Annotated in this window: 21 protein-coding genes; 5 read left to right on the plus strand and 16 right to left on the minus strand. The window is 61.0% G+C overall.

Going from position 1 to position 23238, the window contains the following annotated elements:
- Positions 1-30 precede the first annotated feature (30 nt).
- The 15 genes from rnhB to rpsB all read right to left on the minus strand — a co-directional run bounded on the left by rnhB (position 31) and on the right by rpsB (position 14684).
- Positions 31-663 carry a ribonuclease HII gene (rnhB, locus tag M2395_RS15660; RefSeq protein WP_015634336.1) on the minus strand — a complete coding sequence of 211 codons (633 nt, stop codon included), beginning with the start codon at positions 661-663 and terminating at the stop codon, positions 31-33.
- 17 nt (positions 664-680) lie between these two features.
- Entirely contained in the window at positions 681-1805 is a 1125-nt protein-coding gene (gene lpxB, locus M2395_RS15665) for a lipid-A-disaccharide synthase (protein ID WP_015634335.1), read from the minus strand.
- Positions 1806-1807: 2 nt separating this feature from the next.
- Positions 1808-2584, minus strand: coding sequence for an acyl-ACP--UDP-N-acetylglucosamine O-acyltransferase (gene lpxA, locus M2395_RS15670; RefSeq protein ID WP_011059535.1), 777 nt, complete (start codon positions 2582-2584; stop codon positions 1808-1810).
- A complete protein-coding gene (fabZ, locus tag M2395_RS15675) occupies positions 2581-3021 on the minus strand; it encodes a 3-hydroxyacyl-ACP dehydratase FabZ (protein ID WP_007924058.1) in 441 nt (146 codons plus the stop codon). Before fabZ ends, lpxA begins: the two co-directional genes overlap by 4 nt.
- A 109-nt stretch (positions 3022-3130) precedes the next feature.
- Complete coding sequence (lpxD, locus tag M2395_RS15680; RefSeq protein ID WP_015634334.1) at positions 3131-4186, minus strand: UDP-3-O-(3-hydroxymyristoyl)glucosamine N-acyltransferase; 1056 nt, start codon at positions 4184-4186, stop codon at positions 3131-3133.
- A 3-nt stretch (positions 4187-4189) separates the two neighbouring features.
- Positions 4190-4693 (minus strand): OmpH family outer membrane protein, encoded by a 504-nt coding sequence (locus M2395_RS15685; RefSeq protein WP_011059533.1) that lies wholly within the window; start codon positions 4691-4693, stop codon positions 4190-4192.
- A 45-nt stretch (positions 4694-4738) separates the two neighbouring features.
- The gene (gene bamA / locus M2395_RS15690; protein ID WP_072451168.1) at positions 4739-7129 is read right to left on the minus strand and encodes an outer membrane protein assembly factor BamA; all 2391 of its coding nucleotides are present in this window, start codon (positions 7127-7129) and stop codon (positions 4739-4741) included.
- A 74-nt stretch (positions 7130-7203) separates the two neighbouring features.
- Entirely contained in the window at positions 7204-8556 is a 1353-nt protein-coding gene (gene rseP, locus M2395_RS15695; RefSeq protein WP_011059531.1) for a sigma E protease regulator RseP, read from the minus strand.
- 49 nt (positions 8557-8605) lie between these two features.
- Positions 8606-9796, minus strand: a complete 1191-nt coding sequence (gene ispC / locus M2395_RS15700; protein ID WP_041751975.1) for a 1-deoxy-D-xylulose-5-phosphate reductoisomerase — start codon at positions 9794-9796, stop codon at positions 8606-8608.
- Positions 9793-10599, minus strand: coding sequence for a phosphatidate cytidylyltransferase (locus M2395_RS15705; protein ID WP_011059529.1), 807 nt, complete (start codon positions 10597-10599; stop codon positions 9793-9795). The genes ispC and M2395_RS15705 overlap by 4 nt, the downstream gene beginning before the upstream one ends.
- Positions 10599-11354, minus strand: a complete 756-nt coding sequence (gene uppS, locus M2395_RS15710) for a polyprenyl diphosphate synthase (RefSeq protein WP_011059528.1) — start codon at positions 11352-11354, stop codon at positions 10599-10601. Before uppS ends, M2395_RS15705 begins: the two co-directional genes overlap by 1 nt.
- A 15-nt stretch (positions 11355-11369) precedes the next feature.
- Positions 11370-11927: a ribosome recycling factor gene (gene frr, locus M2395_RS15715; protein ID WP_011059527.1), complete on the minus strand. Its 558-nt coding sequence runs from the start codon at positions 11925-11927 to the stop codon at positions 11370-11372.
- Positions 11924-12667, minus strand: a complete 744-nt coding sequence (pyrH, locus tag M2395_RS15720; RefSeq protein ID WP_011059526.1) for a UMP kinase — start codon at positions 12665-12667, stop codon at positions 11924-11926. Before pyrH ends, frr begins: the two co-directional genes overlap by 4 nt.
- Positions 12668-12876: 209 nt before the next feature.
- Positions 12877-13743: a translation elongation factor Ts gene (gene tsf / locus M2395_RS15725; RefSeq protein WP_123430124.1), complete on the minus strand. Its 867-nt coding sequence runs from the start codon at positions 13741-13743 to the stop codon at positions 12877-12879.
- A 203-nt stretch (positions 13744-13946) separates the two neighbouring features.
- A complete protein-coding gene (gene rpsB / locus M2395_RS15730) occupies positions 13947-14684 on the minus strand; it encodes a 30S ribosomal protein S2 (protein WP_011059524.1) in 738 nt (245 codons plus the stop codon).
- Between the two features lie 407 nt (positions 14685-15091).
- On the opposite strand from rpsB, the gene map reads away from it, so the two are divergent.
- The 3 genes from map to dapC are packed head-to-tail and all read left to right on the plus strand — an operon-like array spanning position 15092 to position 19863.
- Entirely contained in the window at positions 15092-15874 is a 783-nt protein-coding gene (gene map / locus M2395_RS15735; RefSeq protein WP_011059523.1) for a type I methionyl aminopeptidase, read from the plus strand.
- A 48-nt stretch (positions 15875-15922) separates the two neighbouring features.
- On the plus strand, positions 15923-18625 hold the full coding sequence (locus M2395_RS15740) for a [protein-PII] uridylyltransferase (protein ID WP_123430123.1): 2703 nt from the start codon (positions 15923-15925) through the stop codon (positions 18623-18625).
- 38 nt (positions 18626-18663) lie between these two features.
- A complete protein-coding gene (gene dapC, locus M2395_RS15745; RefSeq protein ID WP_123430122.1) occupies positions 18664-19863 on the plus strand; it encodes a succinyldiaminopimelate transaminase in 1200 nt (399 codons plus the stop codon).
- A 55-nt stretch (positions 19864-19918) separates the two neighbouring features.
- Here dapC and M2395_RS15750 read toward each other — a convergent pair whose 3' ends face one another.
- Complete coding sequence (locus tag M2395_RS15750) at positions 19919-21565, minus strand: Na+/H+ antiporter (RefSeq protein WP_041116206.1); 1647 nt, start codon at positions 21563-21565, stop codon at positions 19919-19921.
- Positions 21566-21802: 237 nt separating this feature from the next.
- Between M2395_RS15750 and M2395_RS15755 the strand changes: the two genes are divergently transcribed.
- On the plus strand, positions 21803-22165 hold the full coding sequence (locus M2395_RS15755; RefSeq protein WP_011059519.1) for an ArsC family reductase: 363 nt from the start codon (positions 21803-21805) through the stop codon (positions 22163-22165).
- A 33-nt stretch (positions 22166-22198) separates the two neighbouring features.
- Positions 22199-23233, plus strand: a complete 1035-nt coding sequence (gene dapD, locus M2395_RS15760) for a 2,3,4,5-tetrahydropyridine-2,6-dicarboxylate N-succinyltransferase (protein ID WP_015634328.1) — start codon at positions 22199-22201, stop codon at positions 23231-23233.
- The last annotated feature ends 5 nt before the right edge of the window (positions 23234-23238 follow it).

Below are 23238 nucleotides of genomic sequence, written 5' to 3' on the forward strand. Positions count from 1 at the left end.
TTGTACCGGGCCTCGACTAAAACATCAGCCTCAGGACTGAATCTCGCCCAGCGCCTCGCGGGCTTCGTAGGCTTGCCGCACCGGAGCGAAAGAGCGCCGGTGAATCGGTGTCGGCCCCAGGCGGGCCAGGGCTTCCAGATGCACCGGGGTCGGGTAGCCCTTGTGGCCACCGATGCCATATCCCGGATAGATCAGCTCGAAAGCGGCCATTTCTCGGTCACGGCTGACCTTGGCCAGGATCGATGCCGCGGCAATCGCCGGAACCTTGCTATCGCCCTTGACCACCGCTTCAGCCGGCATCGCCAGCTTCGGGCAACGGTTGCCATCGATCATCGCCAGCTTCGGGGTCACACTCAGCCCCTCCACTGCGCGCTGCATGGCCAACATGGTGGCATGGAGGATATTCAGCTCGTCGATTTCCTCGACCTCAGCCCGGGCGATGCACCAGCTCAGGGCTTTCTCGCAGATTTCGTCGAACAGCTTCTCGCGCCGGGCTTCGGTGAGCTTCTTCGAATCGTTGAGGCCGAGAATCGGCCGCGTCGGGTCGAGAATCACTGCCGCGGTGACCACTGCACCACACAAAGGGCCGCGGCCGACCTCATCGACCCCGGCCACCAGGTCCTCGGCGTCCGCCACCAGGGTGAAATCCAGGCCCATTTGCATTTTCGGGTTACTCACAGTCATTTGCCGATCAGCCCAAGCACGGCTTGCGCGGCCTGGTTGGATGCGTCGCGACGCAAGGTTCGGTGGATCTCGTCAAAGCCGCGAGTCTGCTCTTCACCACCTTCGATCAGCGGCGACAAGGTCTGGGCCAGAGCATCGGCCGTGGCATCGTCCTGCAGCAGCTCAGGCACCAGGAGGCGCTGGGCCAGCAGGTTCGGCAGGGAAATGTACGGGCTCTTGACCATGCGCTTGAGAATCCAGAACGTCAGCGGCGCCAGGCGGTAAGCCACGACCATCGGGCGCTTGTAGAGCAAGGCTTCCAGGGTCGCGGTACCGGAGGCGATCAACACCGCATCGCAAGCAGCCAGCGCCTTGTGGGACTGGCCATCGAGCAACGTCAGTGGCAGATCACGATTGGCCAGCAACTGCTCCAGCTGGACCCGCCGCTCCGGGCTGGCGCAAGGCATGATGAAACGCACGCCGGGGCGCATGGCCCGCAGGCGCTGAGCGGCATCGAGGAACAAGGCGCCCAGGCGCCCTACTTCGCCACCGCGACTACCGGGCATCAAGGCCACCAACGGCCCTTCTGGCAACCCCAGCTCCGCGCGTGCAGCGGCTCGGTCGGCCTCCAGCGGAATGGCATCGGCCAGAGAGTGACCGACGAACTTCACCGGTACCCCCTTCTCTTCATAGAAGCGGGCTTCGAAGGGGAACAGGGTCAGCATCAGGTCGCAGCCTTCGCGGATCTTCAGCACCCGCTTCTGCCGCCAGGCCCAGACCGAAGGGCTGACGTAGTGCACGGTCTTGATCCCGGCCTGACGCAGCTTGAGTTCGATATTCAGGGTGAAATCCGGGGCATCGATACCGATAAACACATCCGGTTTTTCAGCAATCAGGGTCTGGATCAGCTTCTTGCGTCGAGCCAGCAGCTCACGCAGGCGCCCAAGCACCTCTACCAGCCCCATGACCGCCAGGCGCTCCATGGGGAAGTAGGAAACAAGGCCTTCGGCCTCCATCAGCGGACCACCGACCCCTATGAATTCGACGGCCGGGTGCTGAGCCTTGAGAGCTCGCATCAAACCGGCGCCGAGAATGTCGCCGGAGGCTTCGCCAGCCACCAGCGCAATACGCAGAGTGCTCATGATTAACGGGTGATGCCGCGAGTCGAGGACTGGATCGAGTCACGAAAGACCGCGACTTCAGGAAACTGTGCAGCCGGCTCGGCCAGCTCGGCCAAGGCCTGATCAACCGTCAGCCCCTGGCGATAGACCGTCTTGTAGGCACGACGCAGCGCGTGGATCGCATCTTCGCTGAAGCCGCGACGGCGCATGCCTTCGAAGTTCATGCTGCGGGCTTCGGCGGGGTTGCCGAATACGGTGACGAATGCCGGCACGTCCTTGCCGATGGCGGTGCCCATGCCGGAAAAGCTGTGGGCGCCGATATGGCAATACTGATGCACCAGGGTGAAACCGGAGAGAATCGCCCAGTCATCCACATGCACATGGCCGGCCAAGGCGGTGTTGTTGACCAGGATGCAGTGGTTGCCGATAACGCTGTCATGGCCGATGTGGGCATAGGCCATGACCAGGTTGTGATCACCCAGAGTGGTTTCGGAACGATCCTGGACGGTGCCACGGTGAATGGTCACGCCTTCGCGGATCACGTTGTGGTCACCGATCACCAGGCGGGTTTCCTCGCCCTTGTATTTCAGATCAGGCGTGTCCTCACCTACCGACGAAAACTGGTAGATGCGGTTGTGCTTACCGATCCGGGTAGGGCCCTTGAGAATCACATGGGGCCCGATCACTGTACCCTCGCCGATTTCCACACCAGCGCCGACGATCGACCACGGGCCAACCTCAACGTCGTCGGCCAGGACGGCCGTCGGATCGATGATTGCGCGAGGGTCAATCAAACTCATAGTTTGCGTTCCGCACAGATGATCTCGGCAGAGCACACCGGCTTGCCGTCGACCGAAGCCTGGCATTCGAACTTCCAGATCTGGCGCTTGCAGCTGATGAACTTGGCTTCAAGGATCAGCTGGTCACCCGGCAGCACCGGCTGGCGGAAGCGCAGCTTGTCGGAACCGACGAAGTAATAGAGGGTGCCGTCGGCGGGCTTCACGTCGAGCATCTTGAAACCGAGAATGCCCGCAGCCTGAGCCATGGCCTCGATGATCAGCACGCCCGGCATGATCGGGTGCGCAGGGAAGTGACCATTGAAGAACGGTTCATTGATGCTGACATTCTTGTAGGCACGAATGCACTTGCCTTCAACATCCAGGTCCACTACCCGATCCACCAACAGGAAAGGGTAACGGTGAGGCAAGTATTCGCGAATCTCGTTGATGTCCATCATTTCGGGGGGAAGCCTGTAGTAAAGAGTGGGAGCGCGCGACTAACGCACGCTCCTCTAGCAAATCAAGGAGGCAGTCTAGCGGCTGTGCACACTTGATATGGAAATGGTATCAGCCATCAGATGAAGCATTGCCGCCGGGGGTCACGTCCCCAACGCGCTTTTCCAACTGACGCAAGCGCCGTGCAAGGTCATCCAGCTGGCGGATGCGTGCCGCGCTTTTGCGCCACTCGGCAGCAGGCTGCATGGCCGTACCGGAAGAGTAGGCGCCCGGCTCGGTAATCGAGTGGGTCACCATGGTCATCCCGGTGAGGAATACGTTGTCGCAAATATCGATATGCCCAACCAGGCCCACGCCACCGGCGAGCATACAGTGCTTGCCGATCTTGGTACTGCCGGAGATCCCCACACAAGCAGCCATGGCGGTGTGATCACCGACCTGGACGTTGTGGGCGATCTGGATCTGGTTGTCCAGCTTCACGCCATTGCCAATGACGGTATCGGCCAGGGCACCGCGGTCGATCGCCGTGTTGACGCCGATTTCCACATCGTCACCGATGGTCACGCCGCCAATCTGGGCGATTTTCTGCCAGACGCCTTTTTCATTGGCAAAACCAAAGCCTTCACCCCCCAGCACAGCACCTGACTGAATGACCACACGCTTGCCGATACGCACGTCGTGGTACAGGGTCACCCGTGGTGCCAGCCAGCCACCTTCGCCGATTTCGCAACGGGCGCCGATAAAGCAGTGAGCGCCGATGGTCACACCTGCAGCAATCCGCGCACCGCTCTCGATCACGGCAAAGGGGCCAATGCTGGCCGCAGGATCTACCTGCGCATCAGCGGCAATCACCGCAGAAGGATGAACACCTGCCTGTGCCTTTGGCTTGGGATCGAACAAATGGGAAATGCGCGCATAGGCCAGGTAGGGATCGTCCACTACCAGTGCATCACCGGCATAGGCTTCGGCATCCGCGGCCTTCAACAGCACCGCGCCGGCCTGACAATCCACCAGGTACTTGCGGTACTGGGGATTTGCCAAAAAGCTCAACTGAGCTGGGCCAGCCTCCTGCAAGGTGGCTAGCCCAGTGATTTCCTTCTCCCCGTCGCCACTCAAGGTGGCGCCGAGGAACTCGGCCAACTGGCCGAGCTTTATGGTCGCGGTCATGGCTTACTTCAGCTGATTCATACGCTCGATAACCTGGCGAGTGATGTCGTACTGAGGTTTGACATCAATCACTGCGCCACGCTCGAAGACCAGGTCGAAACCGCCTTTCTTGATGACTTCTTCCACAGCGCTGTCCAGCTTCGGCTTCAGCTGCTTGAGCATTTCGCGGTCGGCAACGGCTTTGGCTTCGTTCAGCTCCTTGGACTGGAACTGGAAGTCACGGGCCTTTTGCTTGAACTCGAGCTCCAGGCGTTCACGCTCGCCCTGCTGCATCTTGTCGCCACCGGCCACCAGACGGTCCTGGATGCCTTTGGCGCTGCTTTCCAGAGTCTTCAGCTTGGTCAACTGAGGGCCGAACTTTTTCTCGGCATCCACGGCGTACTTCTTGGCTGCGTCAGATTCCAGCAGGGCCATCTGATAGTTCAGGACGGCGATTTTCATTTCGGCAAATGCCGGGCTCGCGACCAGAACGGTGGCCAGGAGAACCAATTGAGTCAACTTACGCACGATGCACTCCTACAAAATCCATTGTCGTTATCTTGGATCAGGCTATTAGAAAGTCTGACCGAGAGAGAATTGGAACACCTGAGTTTCAGCGTCATCCGGTTTCTTGATCGGCATCGCCAGGGCGAAGCTCAATGGCCCCAGAGCGGTGACCCAAGTCACACCGACACCAACCGAACTGGCCAGATTGCTCAGGCTGATATCGTTGCACTGCGTTTTCACGTTCGACGCCGCAATGGTGTTGGACGTGCTTTCACAGCGAGAGTTGAAGACGTTACCCACATCCCAGAACAAGGAAGTACGCAGCGAGCGCTGATCCTTGACGAAAGGCAACGGGAACAGCAACTCGGCACCACCCTGGATCAATACGTTACCGCCGAATGGCAGTGGATCCTGGTCCGGGTCGGCAGCCGTACCGACGTTACCGGTTACACCAACACCACGACTAGGAGTACTGCGTGGGCCCAGAGTGCTGTCCTTGAAGCCACGTACCGAGTTGAAGCCACCAGCATAGTAGTTCTCGTAGAACGGCAAGCCCTTGGTATCACCAAAGCCGTCGCCATAACCCAGCTCGGTATGGAAGCGCATGGTGTAGTTCTCACTCAACGGCGTGAACAACTGGCCACGGTAGTCGAGCTTGAAGAACGACAGGTCGCTGCCCGGGGTAGTGGTTTCCAGCACCAGGCTTTGCGAGTGACCGCGGGTCGCCAATACGCCTTTGTTCAGGGTCGACTCGGACCAGCCGGCCGAGGCCTTGAAGTTCAGGTAGCTGTCGCCCTGCTTGTTCACGAAGTCGAAGATTTCGTCGACGGTGTACAGGCCGGTCTTGATCTTGTCCTGCTGCGCGGTCAGACCGAAGGTCAGACGCGAAGTCTCGCTGATCGGGTAGCCCACGCTGACGCCGGCACCCAGGCTGTCCACCGCATAGCTGGCCACGTCGACGTCGAGGTCTTTGTAGTCAGTGGTGCGATAGAAGGCGTTGTAGCCCAGGCTCACGCCATCGGCGGTCCAGTAGGGGTCTACGTAGCCGAAGTTGTAGCGGCTCTGGTATTCGCTGCGGGTCAGGCCGATGCTGACCTTGTTACCGGTACCCAGGAAGTTGTTCTGGGTGATCGAACCACCGAGGATCAGGCCCGCGCTCTGGGCAAAACCGACGCTGGCGGTGATCGAACCGGATGCTTGTTCTTCAACCGCGTAGTTCACGTCTACCTGGTCATCCACACCCGGCACGGCCGGGGTCTCGACGTTGACTTCCTTGAAGAAGCCCAGGCGCTCAAGACGGGTCTTGGATTGATCGATCAGGTAGGTCGAAGCCCAGCCGCCTTCCATCTGGCGCATCTCGCGACGCAGCACTTCGTCCTCGGACTTGGTGTTGCCACGGAAGTTGATACGGTTGACGTAGGCACGCTTGCCCGGGTCCACCACAAAGGTGATGTCCACGGTGTGGTCTTCATCGTGAGGCTGAGGCACGCCGTTGACGTTGGCGAAGGTATAACCCTCGTTGCCCAGGCGGCGAGTGATGAGTTCGGAAGTGGTGGTCATCAGCTTGCGCGAGAACACCTGGCCCTTCTCCACCAGCAGCAGCGCCTTGACCTGGTCTTCAGGGACTTTCAGGTCACCGCTGAGCTTCACGTCACGAACGCTGTACTTCTCGCCTTCGTTGACGTTGACGGTGATGTAGACATGCTTCTTGTCCGGGGTGATGGACACCTGGGTCGAGGCGATATCCATGTTGATATAGCCGCGGTCCAGGTAGTAGGAACGCAGGCGCTCCAGGTCACCGGAGAGTTTTTCACGGGCGTACTTGTCGTCGTTCTTGAAGAACGACAGCCAGTTGGTGGTCTTGAGTTCGAACAGGCCGATCAGGTCTTCATCAGGGAAGACGGTGTTGCCTACCACGTTGATGTGCTGGATGGCTGCGACTGTGCCTTCGTTGATCTTGACCTTCAGGCCAACCCGGTTACGTGGCTGCGGCACGACTTCGGTTTCAACGCTGGCCGAGTAACGACCCTGAGCGACATATTGACGCTGCAGCTCGTTGCGCACGCCTTCGAGGGTCGCGCGCTGGAAGATTTCACCTTCCGCCAGACCGGACTGCTTGAGCCCTTTCATCAGGTCTTCAGTAGAGATCGCCTTGTTGCCTTCGATCTCGATACTGGCAACCGACGGACGTTCGACTACCGTGATGACCAGGACGTTGCCATCGCGGCCCAGCTGGATGTCTTGAAAGAAACCGGTTTTGAACAGCGCACGAGTGGATTCCACCAGGCGACGGTCGTCCGCCTGCTCGCCGACGTTCAACGGCAAGGCACCAAAGACGCTACCCGCGGAAACGCGCTGGAGGCCGTTGACGCGGATATCGGAGATAGTGAAGGACTCGGCGTGAACTTCGGCGATCATCAATACGGTGAGAACCGCAGTTAGCAGCAGACGTTTCATGAAGTCCTTTCTTATTCCAACTGGCAATAAACAAACTGCCGCAAAATGCGGCAGATTCGCAATTCAGCGAAGCGTTACAGACGACCCAGATCGTTGACCAGAGCAAGCAGCATGACTCCGACCACCAAGCTGATACCGATCTGTATCCCCCAACCTTGCACCCGATCCGACAAGGGACGACCACGCGCCCACTCGATCAGATAAAACAGCAAATGCCCCCCATCCAGTACCGGGATGGGCAACAAATTCAGAACACCCAGGCTAATACTCAGATAAGCAAGGAAATTCAAGAAATCAGCAATGCCCGACTGGGCAGAAGCGCCCGCCACTTTAGCAATGGTTATCGGTCCACTCAAGTTTTTTACCGAGAGCTCGCCGAACAACATTTTCTTCAGCGATTCGAGGGTCAGGACGCTCATGGTCCAGGTCCGTCGGGCCCCTTCACCAATCGCCTCCAACGGCCCGTAGCTGACCTCGCGAAGCATCTGCGGCGGCCAATCCACCGCTTTCACCCCGGCCCCCAGGTAGCCATTTGGCGCTTTGCTTTCGCCGCGGCTGGCCAAGGTCACGGGGACGTCGATTTGAGCACCATCGCGCTCGACATGCAGCACAATTTTCGTATCAGGGTGCACACGGACCCAATCCACCACTTGCTGCCAGTCATTGAGGGGCTGGCCATCAAGGGCCAACAGACGATCGCCGGTCTTCAGGCCAGCGGCCTGGGCCGGGCCCTTGGGGTCAAGTTCAGCCAGCACCGGCGGCAGGGCCGGACGCCACGGACGAATGCCCAGGGAGCGAATCGGATCCGGCTCATCAGCCCCTTTCAACCATTTGTCCAATTCCAGCTGGCGTGGCGAATCCACAGTGGCGCCCTGCTCACGCACCAGCACCTGCAGCGCACCGCTTTCACCCAGGCGCCGCACCAGTTGCAGGTTCACGGCCGCCCAGCCGGTAGTCGGCTCGCCGTCGATGGCGACGATTTCCTGGCCGGCACTGAGCCCGGCCTTGGCAGCAATACTGCCAGCCTCTACATCACCGATGACCGGCCGCACCTGCTGGCTGCCCAGCATCGCCAGGGCCCAGAAAAACACCAGTGCGAGGAGGAAGTTGGCAATCGGACCGGCAGCAACAATCGCGATACGCTGGCGAACCGACTTGCGGTTGAAGGACTGATCGAGCTCCTCGGCAGCTACCTCGCCTTCACGCTCATCCAGCATCTTCACGTAGCCGCCCAGCGGGATAGCGGCGATGACGAACTCGGTGCCGCGACGATCATGCCAGCGCAGCAAGGGCATGCCAAAGCCCACGGAGAAGCGCAGAACCTTGACGCCACAGCGACGGGCGACCCAGAAGTGACCGAATTCATGGAAGGTGACCAGCACACCCAGGGCTACCAGGGTGCCGACAATCATATAGAGCGCGCTCATCTACTTTCTCCGCAATCCTATTCGCCGCCACTCGCCCCGGTCGCGAATCCTATCGCCCGTTACGCTGCAACCATTGTTGCGCCAGGACTCGAGCCCTGGCGTCTGCCGCAAACACTGCGTCGAGTTCATTGACTGCGACCACAGGCTCACGGGTTAAAACCTCATCGATGATACTCGCGATCTCCGGGTAGCGGATGCGCCGCTCGAGAAACGCCGATACCGCCACCTCATTGGCCGCATTCAGCATGGCCGGAGCGCTGTTACCCGCCTCGGCAGCTTGCCGTGCCAGGCGCAGGCAAGGGAACCGCTGCTCGTCGGGTGCCTGGAAATCCAGGCGAGCAATGGCGAACAGATCCAGCGGCGCTACACCGGAATCAATACGCTCCGGCCAGGCCAGGGCATTGGCGATCGGGGTGCGCATATCCGGATTACCCAACTGCGCCAGGACCGAGCCGTCGACGTAATCCACCAGCGAGTGGATCACGCTTTGCGGGTGCACCACCACTTCGACCTGGGAAGGCCTGGCATCAAATAGCCAGCAGGCCTCGATCAGTTCCAGCCCCTTGTTCATCATGCTTGCCGAGTCCACGGAGATCTTGCGCCCCATGGACCAGTTCGGATGGGCACAGGCCTGTTCGGGGGAAACATGCTCAAGCTCTTCCAGAGGCGTCTGACGGAAAGGACCGCCCGAAGCCGTCAGAAGAATACGTCGCACACCGACCCGACTCAGCCCGCGGGAAAAATCCGCGGGCATGCATTGAAAGATCGCATTGTGTTCACTGTCGATAGGCAACAGCACGGAACCACTCTTGCCCACTGCCTCCATGAACAGCGCGCCAGACATCACCAGCGCTTCCTTGTTGGCCAACAGGATCTTCTTGCCAGCCTCAACCGCCGCCAGAGTCGGGCGCAACCCCGCCGCACCGACAATCGCCGCCATCACGGCATCGACTTCCGGAGCCGAGGCCACCTCGCACAACCCCTGCTCCCCCACCAGCACCTGGGTAGCCAGGCCGGCGGCGCGCAAATCTTGCTGAAGGCGGCTGGCGGCCGAGGCCTCGGGCACCACCGCAAAACGGGGCTCATGCTTTACGCACAACGCCAGCAACTCGGCCAGACGCGTGAAGCCCGTCAGGGCAAACACCTGATAACGATCCGGATGACGGGCAATCACATCCAGGGTGCTCAGACCGATAGAGCCGGTAGCCCCCAGAACCGTGATCTGCTGTACAGCAGTCACAGCGCAGCCATCCACAACAGCACGGCAAACACCGGAATGGCCGCGGTCAGGCTGTCGATGCGGTCCAGCACCCCACCATGACCGGGCAGCAGGTTGCTACTGTCCTTGATACCCGACTGGCGCTTGAACATGCTCTCGGTCAGGTCGCCGACCACCGAAATGAATACAACGATCGCTGCACCCAGCAGCCCCAGAATCATCTGCCCCAGGGTCCAGTCACGCACCAGCCCCACCACCGCGGTGATCACCAGGCTCAACGCCAGGCCGCCGTACACGCCCTCCCAGCTCTTGCCCGGGCTGACCTGGGGCGCCAGCTTGCGCTTGCCGAAGGCCTTGCCGGAGAAGTAGGCACCGATATCCGCACCCCACACCAGCACCATCACCGCCATGATCAACCAGTTGCCCAGTGGCAGTTGCTTGATGAACACCAGCCCTTGCCAGGCCGGCAGCAGGATCAGCAGGCCGATCAACAATTTGGGTGCGGCACCGGACCATTGCTCGCTGGAACGCGGATAGGTCAGCACCAGGTAGGTCGCCAGCGCCCACCACAGCACCGCAGCACCCAGCACCCAGGGCGCAACGCCCGGAACCAGATGCATCAGGAACAACAGCGCCGCCACCACCACGGCGAAGGCCACCCGAGCCGGCTGCGCCTCGAAGCCCGCCAGACGCGCCCACTCCCAGGCACCGAGGCTTACCACCAGACCGATGAACAGGGCGAACCCCGAGCCTTCGAGCAGGAAGAACCCGCACAAGGCGATCGGCAGCAGGATCAGCGCAGTAATGATTCGTTGTTTAAGCATTAAACCCGGGCTCCAGCCTCGACCTGCTCGCTCGTCTTACCGAAGCGTCGCTGGCGAGATGCGTAATCGGCCAATGCGTTACGCATGGCTTCGTGTTTGAAGTCCGGCCAGAACAGGTCGGAGAAATACAGCTCGGCATAGGCCAGCTGCCACAACAGGAAATTGCTGATGCGATGCTCGCCACCGGTCCGGATGCACAGGTCCGGCAGCGGCAGGTCGCCGGTCGCCAGGCAGGTCTGCAGCAGGCCCGGAGTGATGTCCTCGGGCCGCAGATGCCCGGCCTGGACCTCGCGCGCCAGGCGCTGGGCGGCCTGAGCGATATCCCACTGGCCGCCATAGTTGGCGGCGATCTGCAGGATGAAACGATCACTACCCGCGGTAATGGCCTCCGCTTCGCGCATCGCCGCCTGCAACTCGGGATGGAAGCGTGAACGATCGCCAATGATCCGCAGGCTGATGTTGTTCTCGTTGAGGCGCTTGGCTTCACGACGCAGGGCCTTGAAGAACAGATCCATCAAGGCACTGACTTCGTCAGCCGGGCGCTGCCAGTTCTCACTGGAAAAGGCAAACAGGGTCAGCACCTCGACCTTGGCCTCAGCGCACACTTCGATCACTGCACGTACCGCATCAACACCCGCCTTATGCCCGGCGACACCCGGCATAAAGCGTTTTTTTGCCCAGCGGTTATTACCATCCATGATGATTGCCACATGACGCGGCACCGAGGACAACACGGACTGCTTGGTCTTTTCCATGAAAACGCCTGACCCTTATACGGCCATCAAGTCCTTTTCTTTTTCCTCAGTCGCCTTGGCGATCTGAGCTTCAAAGTCCTTGATCAGCTTATCGATTTCGGCGCTGCCACGGCGCTCTTCGTCTTCGCTGATTTCCTTGTCCTTGGTCAGCTTCTTCAACTCACCCAGGGCATCGCGGCGAATATTGCGCACTGCAACCCGCGCATCCTCGGCGGCAGCACGCGCCTGCTTGGTGAAGCCCTTGCGGGTTTCCTCGGTCAGCGGTGCCATCTTGATCAGCAGCAGCTCGCCCAGGTTGGTCGGATTGAGGTTAAGACCGGCACTGCCGATGGCCTTGTCGATGGCTCCGAGCATATTGCGCTCGAACGGCACTACCTGCAGGGTCTGGGAGTCCTTCACGGTAACGTTGGCAACGCCACTCAACGGTGTGTCGGTACCGTAGTAAGGCACCATCACACTGCCCAGGATGCTGGGGTGAGCCTTGCCGGTGCGAATCTGGCCGAATGCATGGGCCAGGGACTCCAGGGATTTCTTCATGCGCTCTTGAGCGTCTTTCTTGATTTCGTTGATCATTGCTCGCCTTCCTCGATCAGGGTTCCTTCAGCGCCACCATGCACGATATTCAGCAGGGCGCCGGGCTTGTTCATGTTAAATACCCGCAGCGGCATCTTGTGGTCGCGGCACAGGCAGATTGCCGTCAGGTCCATCACTCCCAGCTTGCGATCCAGCACTTCATCGTAAGTCAGATGATCGAACTTCTCGGCATGCGGGTCCTTGAACGGGTCTGCAGTGTAAACACCATCGACCTTGGTTGCCTTGAGCACCACGTCGGCATCGATCTCGATAGCGCGCAGGCAGGCTGCGGAGTCGGTGGTGAAGAACGGGTTGCCGGTACCGGCCGCGAAGATCACCACCTCTTTGGAGTTCAGGTGGCGCATCGCCTTGCGACGGTCATAGTGATCGGTCACGCCGACCATGGAAATAGCCGACATCACGATGGCCGAGATATTCGCACGTTCCAGTGCATCACGCATGGCCAGGGCGTTCATCACAGTGGCCAGCATGCCCATGTGGTCGCCCGTGACCCGATCCATCCCGGCCGCGCTCAATGCAGCGCCGCGGAACAGGTTGCCACCACCGATCACCAAGCCTACCTGGACGCCGATACCAACCAGCTGGCCGACTTCCAGCGCCATGCGATCCAGCACCTTGGGATCGATCCCGAACTCTTCCGAGCCCATCAGGGCCTCGCCGCTAAGCTTGAGTAGAATGCGTTTATAGCGAGCTTGATAACCACTGCCCTGCTGAGCCATTGCGAATCTCTCCTGCGGCGTATTTAAAAAATTCTTTGCGGGCTGTTTACAGCCTGCGTTCACTCTAGCTTGACGCTGTCACAGCGCCATCAGAACACGACTTTGTAAGGCGGTTCCGAGGATAAACAACTAAATTACCCTGCCCATTTGAAAAGAGGCTGCGCGCGTGAGCGGGCAGCCTCTTCTGGGCGACAGTTGAAAAAACCGTCTTACTGTTGCTTGGCAGCAGCCAGTTGTGCAGCAACTTCTTCGGCGAAGTTGTCTTCTTTCTTCTCGATGCCTTCACCTACCGCGAAACGGGTGAAGGAAACGATTTCAGCGCCGCCTTTCTTGGCCAGAGCACCTACGGTGACTTCTGGGTCCTTGACGAAAGCTTGCTCAACCAGGCTGGCTTCGGCCAGGAACTTGCTGATACGGCCAGCGATCATTTTTTCAACGATTTCGGCTGGCTTGCCTTTCATCTTGTCTTCGTTCAGCTGCAGGAACACAGCCTTTTCACGCTCGATCGCTTCAGCCGAAACTTGCGATGGCAGCAGGAACTCAGGGTTGCTGGCCGCTACGTGCATGGCGATGTCTTTGGCCAGTTCAACGGAACCGCCTTTCAGAACAACCGCAACACCGATCTTGTTGCCGTGCAGGTAGGTGCCGACCACGTCGCCTTCAACGCGAGCCAGACGACGGATGTTGACGTTCTCGCCAGTCTTGCCAACCAGGATCAGGCGCGCAGCTTCTTGAGCTTCGATCAGCGGAGCGGCGTCAGTCAGCTTGTCAGCGAAAGCCTTTTCCACGCTAGCGGCAACGAATGCCTTGAAATCGTCCTGCAGAGCCAGGAAGTCGGTCTGCGAGTTGACTTCCAGCAGGACAGCGGCTTTACCGTCGTCCTTGATGGCGATAGCGCCTTCAGCAGCAACGTTGCCTGCTTTCTTGGCAGCCTTGATGGCGCCGGAAGCACGCATGTCATCAATGGCTTTTTCGATGTCGCCGCCGGCCTTGGTCAAGGCCTTTTTGCAGTCCATCATGCCTTCGCCGGTACGCTCGCGCAGTTCTTTAACCAACGCTGCAGTAATCTCTGCCATTTTCAAAATCCTCTTGGATAGGTTTTCAACCATTCCACCCGATCGAACGGGCGCTCAATTCTTGGGCATTGCCCCGAAACCACTTCATAACAGCCCCGCATTACAGAAACTGTCGGGGCGCGACGACGAAATGATTTTCGAGTTGGCAAAAAGGGGGCCAAGCCCCCTTTTTGCGTGCTGAGTCAACGCTACGCGTCAGTTACTCAGGCTTCAGCCGCCGGTGCTGCAGCTTCTTCGAACACTTCGGTGCCGCCAGCAACGTTGTTGCGACCACGGATCACAGCGTCAGCCATCGAACCCATGTACAGCTGGATGGCGCGAATGGCGTCATCGTTGCCTGGGATGATGTAGTCAACGCCTTCCGGGCTGCTGTTGGTATCGACAACGCCGATGACCGGGATGCCCAGCTTGTTGGCTTCGGTGATCGCGATGCGCTCGTGGTCAACGTCGATCACAAACAGTGCGTCAGGCAGGCCGCCCATGTCCTTGATACCACCCAGGGAACGATCCAGCTTTTCCAGATCGCGAGTGCGCATCAGCGCCTCTTTCTTGGTCAGCTTGGCGAAGGTGCCGTCTTCTGCTTGCACTTCAAGGTCACGCAGACGCTTGATGGAAGCACGGATGGTTTTGTAGTTGGTCAGCATGCCGCCCAACCAGCGGTGATCGACGTACGGCGAACCGCAACGTGCTGCTTCTTCAGCAACGATCTTGCCAGCGGAACGCTTGGTGCCGACGAACAGAATCTTGTTTTTGCCCTGGGCCAGACGCTCTACGAAAGTCAGAGCTTCGTTGAACATTGGCAGGGTTTTTTCAAGGTTGATGATGTGGATCTTGTTGCGCGCGCCGAAAATGTACTTGCCCATTTTCGGATTCCAGTAACGGGTTTGGTGACCGAAGTGCACACCGGCCTTCAGCATATCGCGCATGTTGACTTGGGACATGATAGTTCCTTAATAAGTCGGGTTAGGCCTCCACGTATCCCAATGACCAACCAACAGCTTGTGCTGAGGGCACCCAGGTCATCGTGTCGACACGTGTGTGGGTTTGAGCTTTTCGGGGCATCCCCGGAAAGCGGCGCATTTTATACCACAGCAAGGGCAAAAACGGAACCCGGATTCACACTCGGCGATCCGCAGGCATTTTGCCCGCCTCTTGGAATCGGTCCAGAATGCACCATTGTATGGAGAGAAGCGCCAGCAGAACCTCAGATTTGCGCTGAGCCTCTGTTAGAATCGCACCTTTGCGGCTTTTGAAAACCTTGCTGGCCCATCGTAGGCCAAGCCTTGCGCATGCGGGTTTTCGAGCCATTTCCGTGTTTATCGCGCCCCTGGGCGTCAAGAGAGCCTGTATGACCGTCACCCTCAAAACTCCCGAGGACATCGCCAAAATGCGTGTCGCCGGCAAACTGGCCGCCGACGTGCTGGAAATGATTGCCGAGCATGTCAAACCCGGTGTCACCACCGAAGAACTGGACCGCATCTGCCATGACTACATCGTCAATGTGCAGGGTGCGATCCCTGCCCCGCTGAACTACAAGGGCTTCCCCAAATCCATCTGCACCTCGATCAACCACGTGGTGTGCCACGGCATTCCCAACGAGAAGCCGCTGAAGGATGGCGACACCCTGAACATCGATGTGACCGTCATCAAGGACGGCTACCACGGCGACACCAGCCGCATGTTCCACGTCGGCACCGTGCCGGTCTGGGCCGAGCGCCTGTCGCAGATCACCCAGGAATGCATGTACAAGGCCATTGAACTGGTGAAACCGGGCTGCCGCCTGGGCGACATCGGCGAAGTGATCCAGAAGCACGCGGAAAAGAACGGTTTCTCGGTGGTTCGCGAGTTCTGCGGCCACGGCATCGGCAAGGTGTTCCACGAAGAGCCGCAGATCCTGCACTACGGCCGTGCCGGTACCGGCATGGAACTCAAGGCCGGCATGACCTTCACCATCGAGCCGATGATCAACCAGGGCAAGGCCGACACCAAGGTCCTGGGCGACGGCTGGACCGCCATCACCAAGGACCGCAAGCTCTCCGCGCAGTGGGAACACACCCTGCTGGTGACCGAGACCGGTTACGAGATCTTCACCCTGCGCAGCGATGACACCATCGCCCGGGTGTCTGCCTGATCCACAACGCTGCGTCCCGACCTTATAGATAGAAAGGAAAGCCAATCGATGCCGCAGGTGGACCCCGAACTCTTCGACCGCGGCCAGTTCCAGGCGGAACTGGCGCTGAAGGCCAGCCCTATCGCCGCCTTCAAGAAGGCCATCCGCCAGGCACGGGAAGTGCTCGATACGCGCTTTCGCAGTGGGCGGGAGATCCGCCGGCTGATCGAAGACCGCGCCTGGTTCATCGATAACATCCTGCAAAAGGCCTGGGACCAGTTCAGCTGGAGCGACGACGCCGACATCGCCCTGGTGGCGGTCGGCGGCTACGGTCGCGGCGAGCTGCACCCCTATTCCGACATCGACCTGCTGATCCTCCTGGACAGCGCCGACCACGAAATTTTCCGCGACTCCATCGAACGCTTTCTTACCCTGCTCTGGGACATTGGCCTGGAAGTCGGGCAAAGCGTGCGCTCGGTGGACGAATGCGCCGAACAGGCGCGGGCCGACCTGACGGTGATCACCAACCTGATGGAAAGCCGCACCATTGCCGGCCCCGAGCACCTGCGCCAGCGCATGCTGCAAGTGACCAGCACCGAGCACATGTGGCCGAGCAAGGATTTCTTCCTGGCCAAGCGGGCCGAGCAGAAGGCCCGCCATCACAAGTACAACGACACCGAATACAACCTGGAGCCCAACGTCAAAGGCTCGCCGGGTGGGTTGCGGGACATCCAGACCATCCTCTGGGTCGCGCGCCGCCAGTACGGCACCCTGAACCTGCGGGCCCTGGCCGGCGAAGGCTTCCTGGTGGAAAGCGAAAACGCGCTCCTGGCCTCGTCCCAGGAGTTCCTGTGGAAGGTCCGCTACGCGCTGCACATGCTCGCGGGGCGCGCCGAGGACCGCCTGTTGCTCGACCACCAGCGCTCCATCGCCACCCTGCTGGGCTTCGAGGGCGAAGATGCGAAACAGAGCATCGAAAGCTTCATGCAGCAGTACTACCGGGTGGTGATGAGCATCGCCCAGTTGAGCGACCTGATCATCCAGCACTTCGAGGAGGTGATCCTCGCCCCCGAGGACGAGGCACCGCCACAGCCGATCAATGCGCGCTTCCAACTGCACGACGGCTACATCGAGGCGATCAACGACAACGTATTCAAGCGCACGCCGTTCGCCATGCTGGAGATCTTCGTGCTGATGGCCCAGCACCCGGAAATCAAGGGCGTGCGCGCCGACACCATCCGCCTGCTGCGCGAACACCGGCACCTGATCGACGACGACTTCCGCCACGATATCCGCAACACCAGCCTGTTCATCGAGCTGTTCAAGTGCGAAATCGGCATCCACCGCAACCTGCGGCGGATGAACCGCTACGGCATTCTCGGACGCTACCTGCCGGAGTTCGGCTTCATCGTCGGGCAGATGCAGCACGACCTGTTCCACATCTATACCGTGGACGCCCACACGCTGAACCTGATCAAGCACCTGCGCAAAATGCAGTACACGCCGATCTCCGAGAAATTCCCGCTGGCCAGCAAGCTCATGGGCAAGCTGCCCAAGCCCGAGCTGATCTACCTGGCCGGTCTGTACCACGACATCGGCAAGGGCCGTCATGGCGACCACTCGGAAATCGGCGCCGTGGATGCCGAAGCCTTCTGCATGCGCCACCAGTTGCCGCAGTGGGATACCCGGCTGATCGTCTGGCTGGTGCAGAACCACCTGGTGATGTCCACCACGGCTCAGCGCAAGGACTTGTCCGACCCGCAGGTGATTCACGATTTCGCACAGATCGTGGTCGACCAGACCCGCCTCGACTACCTCTACGTACTGACCGTCGCCGATATCTACGCCACCAACCCGACGCTCTGGAACTCCTGGCGCGCCAGCCTGTTGCGCCAGCTCTACACCGAGACCAAGCGAGCCCTGCGCCGCGGCCTGGAAAACCCGGTGGACCGCGAAGAGCAGATCCGCCAGACCCAGAGCGCCGCCCTGGACATCCTGGTGCGCAACGGCACCGACCCGGACGAAGTGGAACAACTCTGGTCCCAACTGGGGGACGACTACTTCCTGCGCCACACCGCCGGCGACGTGGCCTGGCACAGCGACGCGATCCTCCAGCAGCCGGCCGACGGCGGGCCGCTGGTGCTGATCAAGGAAATCACCCAGCGCGAGTTCGAGGGCGGCACCCAGATCTTCATCTACGCCCCGGACCAGCACGACTTCTTCGCGGTGACCGTGGCCGCCATGGACCAGCTCAACCTGAACATCCATGACGCGCGCATCATCACCTCCAGCAGCCAGTTCACCCTCGACACCTACATCGTCCTGGACAATGACGGCGAATCCATCGGCAACAACCCGCAGCGAGTCGAGCAGATCCGCAAGGGCCTGACCGACGCCCTGCGCAACCCCGACGACTACCCGACCATCATCCAGCGCCGGGTGCCGCGCCAGCTCAAGCATTTTGCCTTCGCCCCCGAGGTGACTATCCACAACGACGCCCAACGCCCGGTGACCGTGCTGGAACTCAGCGCCCCGGATCGCCCGGGTTTGCTGGCGCGGATCGGCAAGATCTTCCTGGAGTTCGACCTGTCGCTGCAGAACGCCAAGATCGCCACCCTGGGCGAGCGCGTGGAAGACGTGTTCTTCATCACCGATGCGCACAACCAGCCCCTGTCCGACCCCCAGCTGTGCAGCCGCTTGCAGGATGCGATCGTCGAGCAGTTGAGCGTCAGCCACGAACCGACTATCGAAATGACCCGCCTGAGCATCTGACGGGTCCGAACCACCGCTTTGAGTGAGATACCGCCTCCATGAACAACGCTCTGAACCAGTTGCAGCCCTACCCGTTCGAAAAGCTGCGCGCCTTGCTCGGCACCGTGACGCCCAACCCGGACAAGCGCGCCATCGCCCTGTCCATCGGCGAACCCAAGCACCGCTCGCCAAGCTTTGTCGCCGAAGCCCTGGCCAGCAACCTCGATCAGATGGCGGTCTACCCCACCACCCTGGGCATCCCGGCCCTGCGCGAAGCCATCGCCGGCTGGTGCGAGCGGCGCTTTGGCGTGCCCGCGCTCTGGCTCGACCCGGCGCGCAATGTACTGCCGGTCAACGGCACCCGCGAAGCGCTGTTCGCCTTCACCCAGACCGTGGTCAACCGCGGCGAAGACGCCCTGGTGGTCAGCCCCAACCCCTTCTATCAGATCTACGAAGGCGCGGCCTTCCTCGCCGGGGCCAAGCCGCACTACCTGCCGTGCCTCGACGAAAACGGCTTCAACCCGGACTTCGACGCCGTGCCGGTGGAGATCTGGCAGCGCTGCCAGATCCTCTTCCTGTGCTCGCCGGGCAACCCCACCGGCGCGCTGATCCCGTTGGACACCCTGAAGAAGCTGATCGCACTGGCCGACGAGCACGACTTCGTGATCGCCGCCGACGAGTGCTACAGCGAGCTGTACTTCGACGAACAGACACCGCCCCCGGGCCTGCTCAGCGCCTGCGTCGAACTGGACCGCAAGGACTTCAAGCGCTGCGTGGTGTTCCACAGCCTGTCCAAGCGCTCCAACCTGCCGGGCCTGCGCTCGGGCTTCGTCGCCGGTGATGCCGAGATTCTCAAGGGCTTCCTGCTGTACCGCACCTACCACGGCTGCGCCATGCCGGTGCAGACCCAACTGGCCAGCGTCGCCGCCTGGAACGACGAAGTGCACGTGCGCGCCAACCGCGCCTTGTACCGGGAGAAATTCGACGCGGTGCTGGCGATCCTTGCGCCCGTGATGGATGTGCAGCGCCCGGACGGCAGCTTCTACCTGTGGCCGAACGTGGCCGGGGATGACGCAGCCTTCTGCCGCGACCTGTTCGAACAGGAGCATGTGACCGTGGTTCCGGGCTCCTACCTGTCGCGGGATGTGGACGGCACCAACCCGGGCGCCGGCCGGGTACGCATGGCGCTGGTAGCGCCGCTGGCGGAATGCGTGGAAGCCGCGGAACGGATTCGCGATTTCGTGCTGCGTCGCGCTTGAGGTCTTTCGCCGGCAAGCCGGCTCCCACAGCAGGAGCCGACTGCCGGCGAACGCCTCACTTCACCTGCCCCAGATTGGCCTCGCTCATATCCAGGTCTGCCAGTACTTCGCGTAGCACATCGTCGCCAATCTGATGCTGGCGGCTCAGCCGATACAGCTCCAGCCGTTGCGCTCGCAGGGCCTTGATCCGCAGGCGCCGCTCCAGCAAGTCCATCTGGAACGCCAGGGCCTGGGCCTCGGCGGAATCGTTGTAGACCTCCAACTGATGCCGGTACTCGGCCATCAAGCGCCCCTTGAGCTCGGTAGCCAGGGCCGCCTGGGCAGCATCCGGGGTTTCACCGGTGTCAGCCACCTCTTCGGCCTCCAGGGCATGGATCGCCGCTTCGGCAGTCTTGCGCCAGGCATCCCGCACTTCCCCACGGCGCTTGTCGTCAGGGCTCTTCACAATGCCGCGCAGCAGCAGCGGCAGGGCAATGCAGGCCGCCACCAGGGACAGCAGGATCACCCCGGCAGCGATGAAGATCAGCAGGTCGCGCTCCGGAAAGGCTTCACCGGCACCGAGAAACAACGGTACCGACATCACACCGGCCAGGGTTACCGCTCCGCGCACTCCACCCACGGTCAGCAACCAGCAGGAACGGGCGGTCGGCACCAGGGTCAATTCGCCCTTGCCGCGCCAGCGCCGCAGCAGGCCGGACAGGCGCCAGATGCTCTGCACCCAGATGAAACGCAACACCAGCAGCACCAGGAAAATCGCCACCACATCCAGGCAACGGTAGAACAGGGTCGGCCACAGCGAGGTCTCGTGACTGACCACGGCCTTGATGATGTCCGGCAGCTGCAACCCCAGGAGCAGGAAGATCAGGCCGTTGAAGGCGAACTCCAGCAGTGACCAGACGCTGCGATTGAGCAGCCGGGTGCTGGTCTGGCGCGGTAGCAGGTCGAGCCAGCTCTGCATCATCCCCGCCGCCACCGCCGAGAGAATGCCCGAGGCTCCCAGGCGCTCGGCCAGCACATAGGCGGCGAACGGCAAAAGCAGCATGAACACCACGTGGGTCGCCGGGTCATCCCAGCCTCGGGCGATCATCCAGGCCCGCAGGCGCCCCACCAGCCAGCTCAGTGCCACGCCGACCGCCAGGCCGCCCACCGCCACCAGGATAAAGGTCAGGCTGGCGTTGGCCAGGGAGAACACCCCGGTCACCGCCGCTGCCAGGGCGAACTTGAAGGTCACCAGGCCCGAGGCGTCATTCATCAGCGCCTCCCCCTGGAGCATGTGCATCAGGGGCGTGGGCAAGCGGTTCTGGGAAATCGCCGATACCGCCACGGCGTCGGTGGGCGAAAGCACGGCGGCCAGGGCAAAGGCCACCGGCAACGGAATGCTCGGCAGCAGCCAATGGATGAAGTAGCCGGCACCCACCACGGTGAACAGCACCAGCCCTACTGCCAGGGTCAGGATCGGCCCGCGCAGGCGCCAGAATTCGCGCTTGGGCATGCGCCAGCCATCGGAAAACAACAGCGGCGGCAAGAACAGGAAGAGAAACAGCTCCGGGTCCAGGGCCACGTGCAACCCCAGGGTCGGCCAGGCCAGCAAGGCGCCGGCGGCAATCTGCACCAGGGGCAGCGGCAGTGGAATCACCCGTCCGACAAGACGCGAGAGGCTCACCAGCATCAGCAGGATGAGGACGGTATAGGCGGTTTGCATAAAGCGGGCTTCCCGATCTGAAACTTCAAAGCAGACACACAACGGCGGCAGGAATTCACCGCAGAAGTGCCATATTAGCCGCTTAAGCTGCGTTTACGCCGCTGCACAAAAGTCGCAACGGCGCCCGGGCGTGGAAACACAATGCGACAAAGCCCCGCAGCAGCCGACGCCGAATCGGCGCGGTCGTGGCATAATCCGTGACCTTTCATCTCCAGCATCTCCAAAGGGGGCAATTCCTTGACCGCTTCAAGCAAAACGTTGCACCTTTTCGGCATCAAAGCCTGTGACACCATGAAAAAGGCGCGCACCTGGCTCGATGAACACGCTGTCAGCTATGACTTCCATGATTACAAAACCTCCGGCATTGACCGTGAGCACCTGAATCAGTGGTGCGACGAGCACGGCTGGCAGGTGGTGTTGAACCGCGCGGGCACGACCTTTCGCAAACTCGATGACGAAAGCAAAGCCGATCTCGACCAGGCGAAAGCCGTTGAACTGATGCTCGCGCAACCTTCGATGATCAAGCGCCCGGTGCTCGACCTCGGAGACAAGACCCTGATTGGCTTCAAGCCAGACCTTTACGCAGCGGCGCTCAAGTAAGCCTGCTCACTCTATTTCGCAAGAGGTAACTGCATGTCCACTACTCTGTTCAGCCTGGCATTCGGTGTCGGCACCCAAAATCGTCAAGGCGCCTGGCTGGAAGTATTCTACGCATCGCCACTGCTCAACCCTGCCGCCGAAATCGTTGCCGCTGTCGCACCGATCCTCGGTTACAGCGAAGGCAACCAGGCCATCACCTTCACCACCGCCCAGGCCGCGCAAATGGCCGACGCGCTGAAGAGCATCGACGCCACCCAGGCGGCCCTGCTGACCCGCCTGGCCGAAAGCCACAAGCCGCTGGTAGCGACCCTGCTGGCCGAAGATGCCCAGCTGACCTCCACTCCAGAGGCCTACCTGAAGCTGCACCTGCTGTCCCACCGCCTGGTCAAGCCGCACGGCCTGAGCCTGGCCGGCGTGTTCCCGCTGCTGCCGAACGTGGCCTGGACCAGCCAGGGCGCCATCGACCTCGGCGAGCTGGCCGAGCGTCAACTGGAAGCGCGCCTGCGCGGCGAGCTGCTGGAAGTGTTCTCGGTGGACAAATTCCCGAAAATGACCGACTACGTGGTGCCGAGCGGCGTGCGTATCGCTGACAGTGCGCGGATCCGCCTGGGCGCCTACATCGGCGAAGGCACCACCGTGATGCACGAAGGTTTCGTCAACTTCAACGCCGGCACCGAAGGCCCGGGCATGATCGAAGGCCGGGTTTCCGCAGGCGTGTTCGTCGGCAAGGGTTCGGACCTGGGCGGCGGTTGCTCCACCATGGGCACCCTGTCGGGTGGCGGCAACATCGTGATCAAGGTCGGCGAAGGTTGCCTGATCGGCGCCAACGCCGGTATCGGCATCCCGCTGGGCGACCGCAATACCGTGGAGTCGGGCCTGTACGTGACCGCCGGCACCAAGGTGGCGCTGCTGGACGAGAACAACCAACTGGTCAAAGTGCTCAAGGCCCGGGAACTGGCCGGCCAGCCGGACCTGCTGTTCCGTCGCAACTCGGAAACCGGCGCCGTGGAGTGCAAGACCCACAAGTCGGCCATCGAGCTGAACGAAGCGCTGCACGCTCACAACTAAGCAGC

The sequence above is a fragment of the Pseudomonas sp. BIGb0176 genome (assembly GCF_024810175.1).
Lineage (GTDB): Bacteria > Pseudomonadota > Gammaproteobacteria > Pseudomonadales > Pseudomonadaceae > Aquipseudomonas > Aquipseudomonas protegens.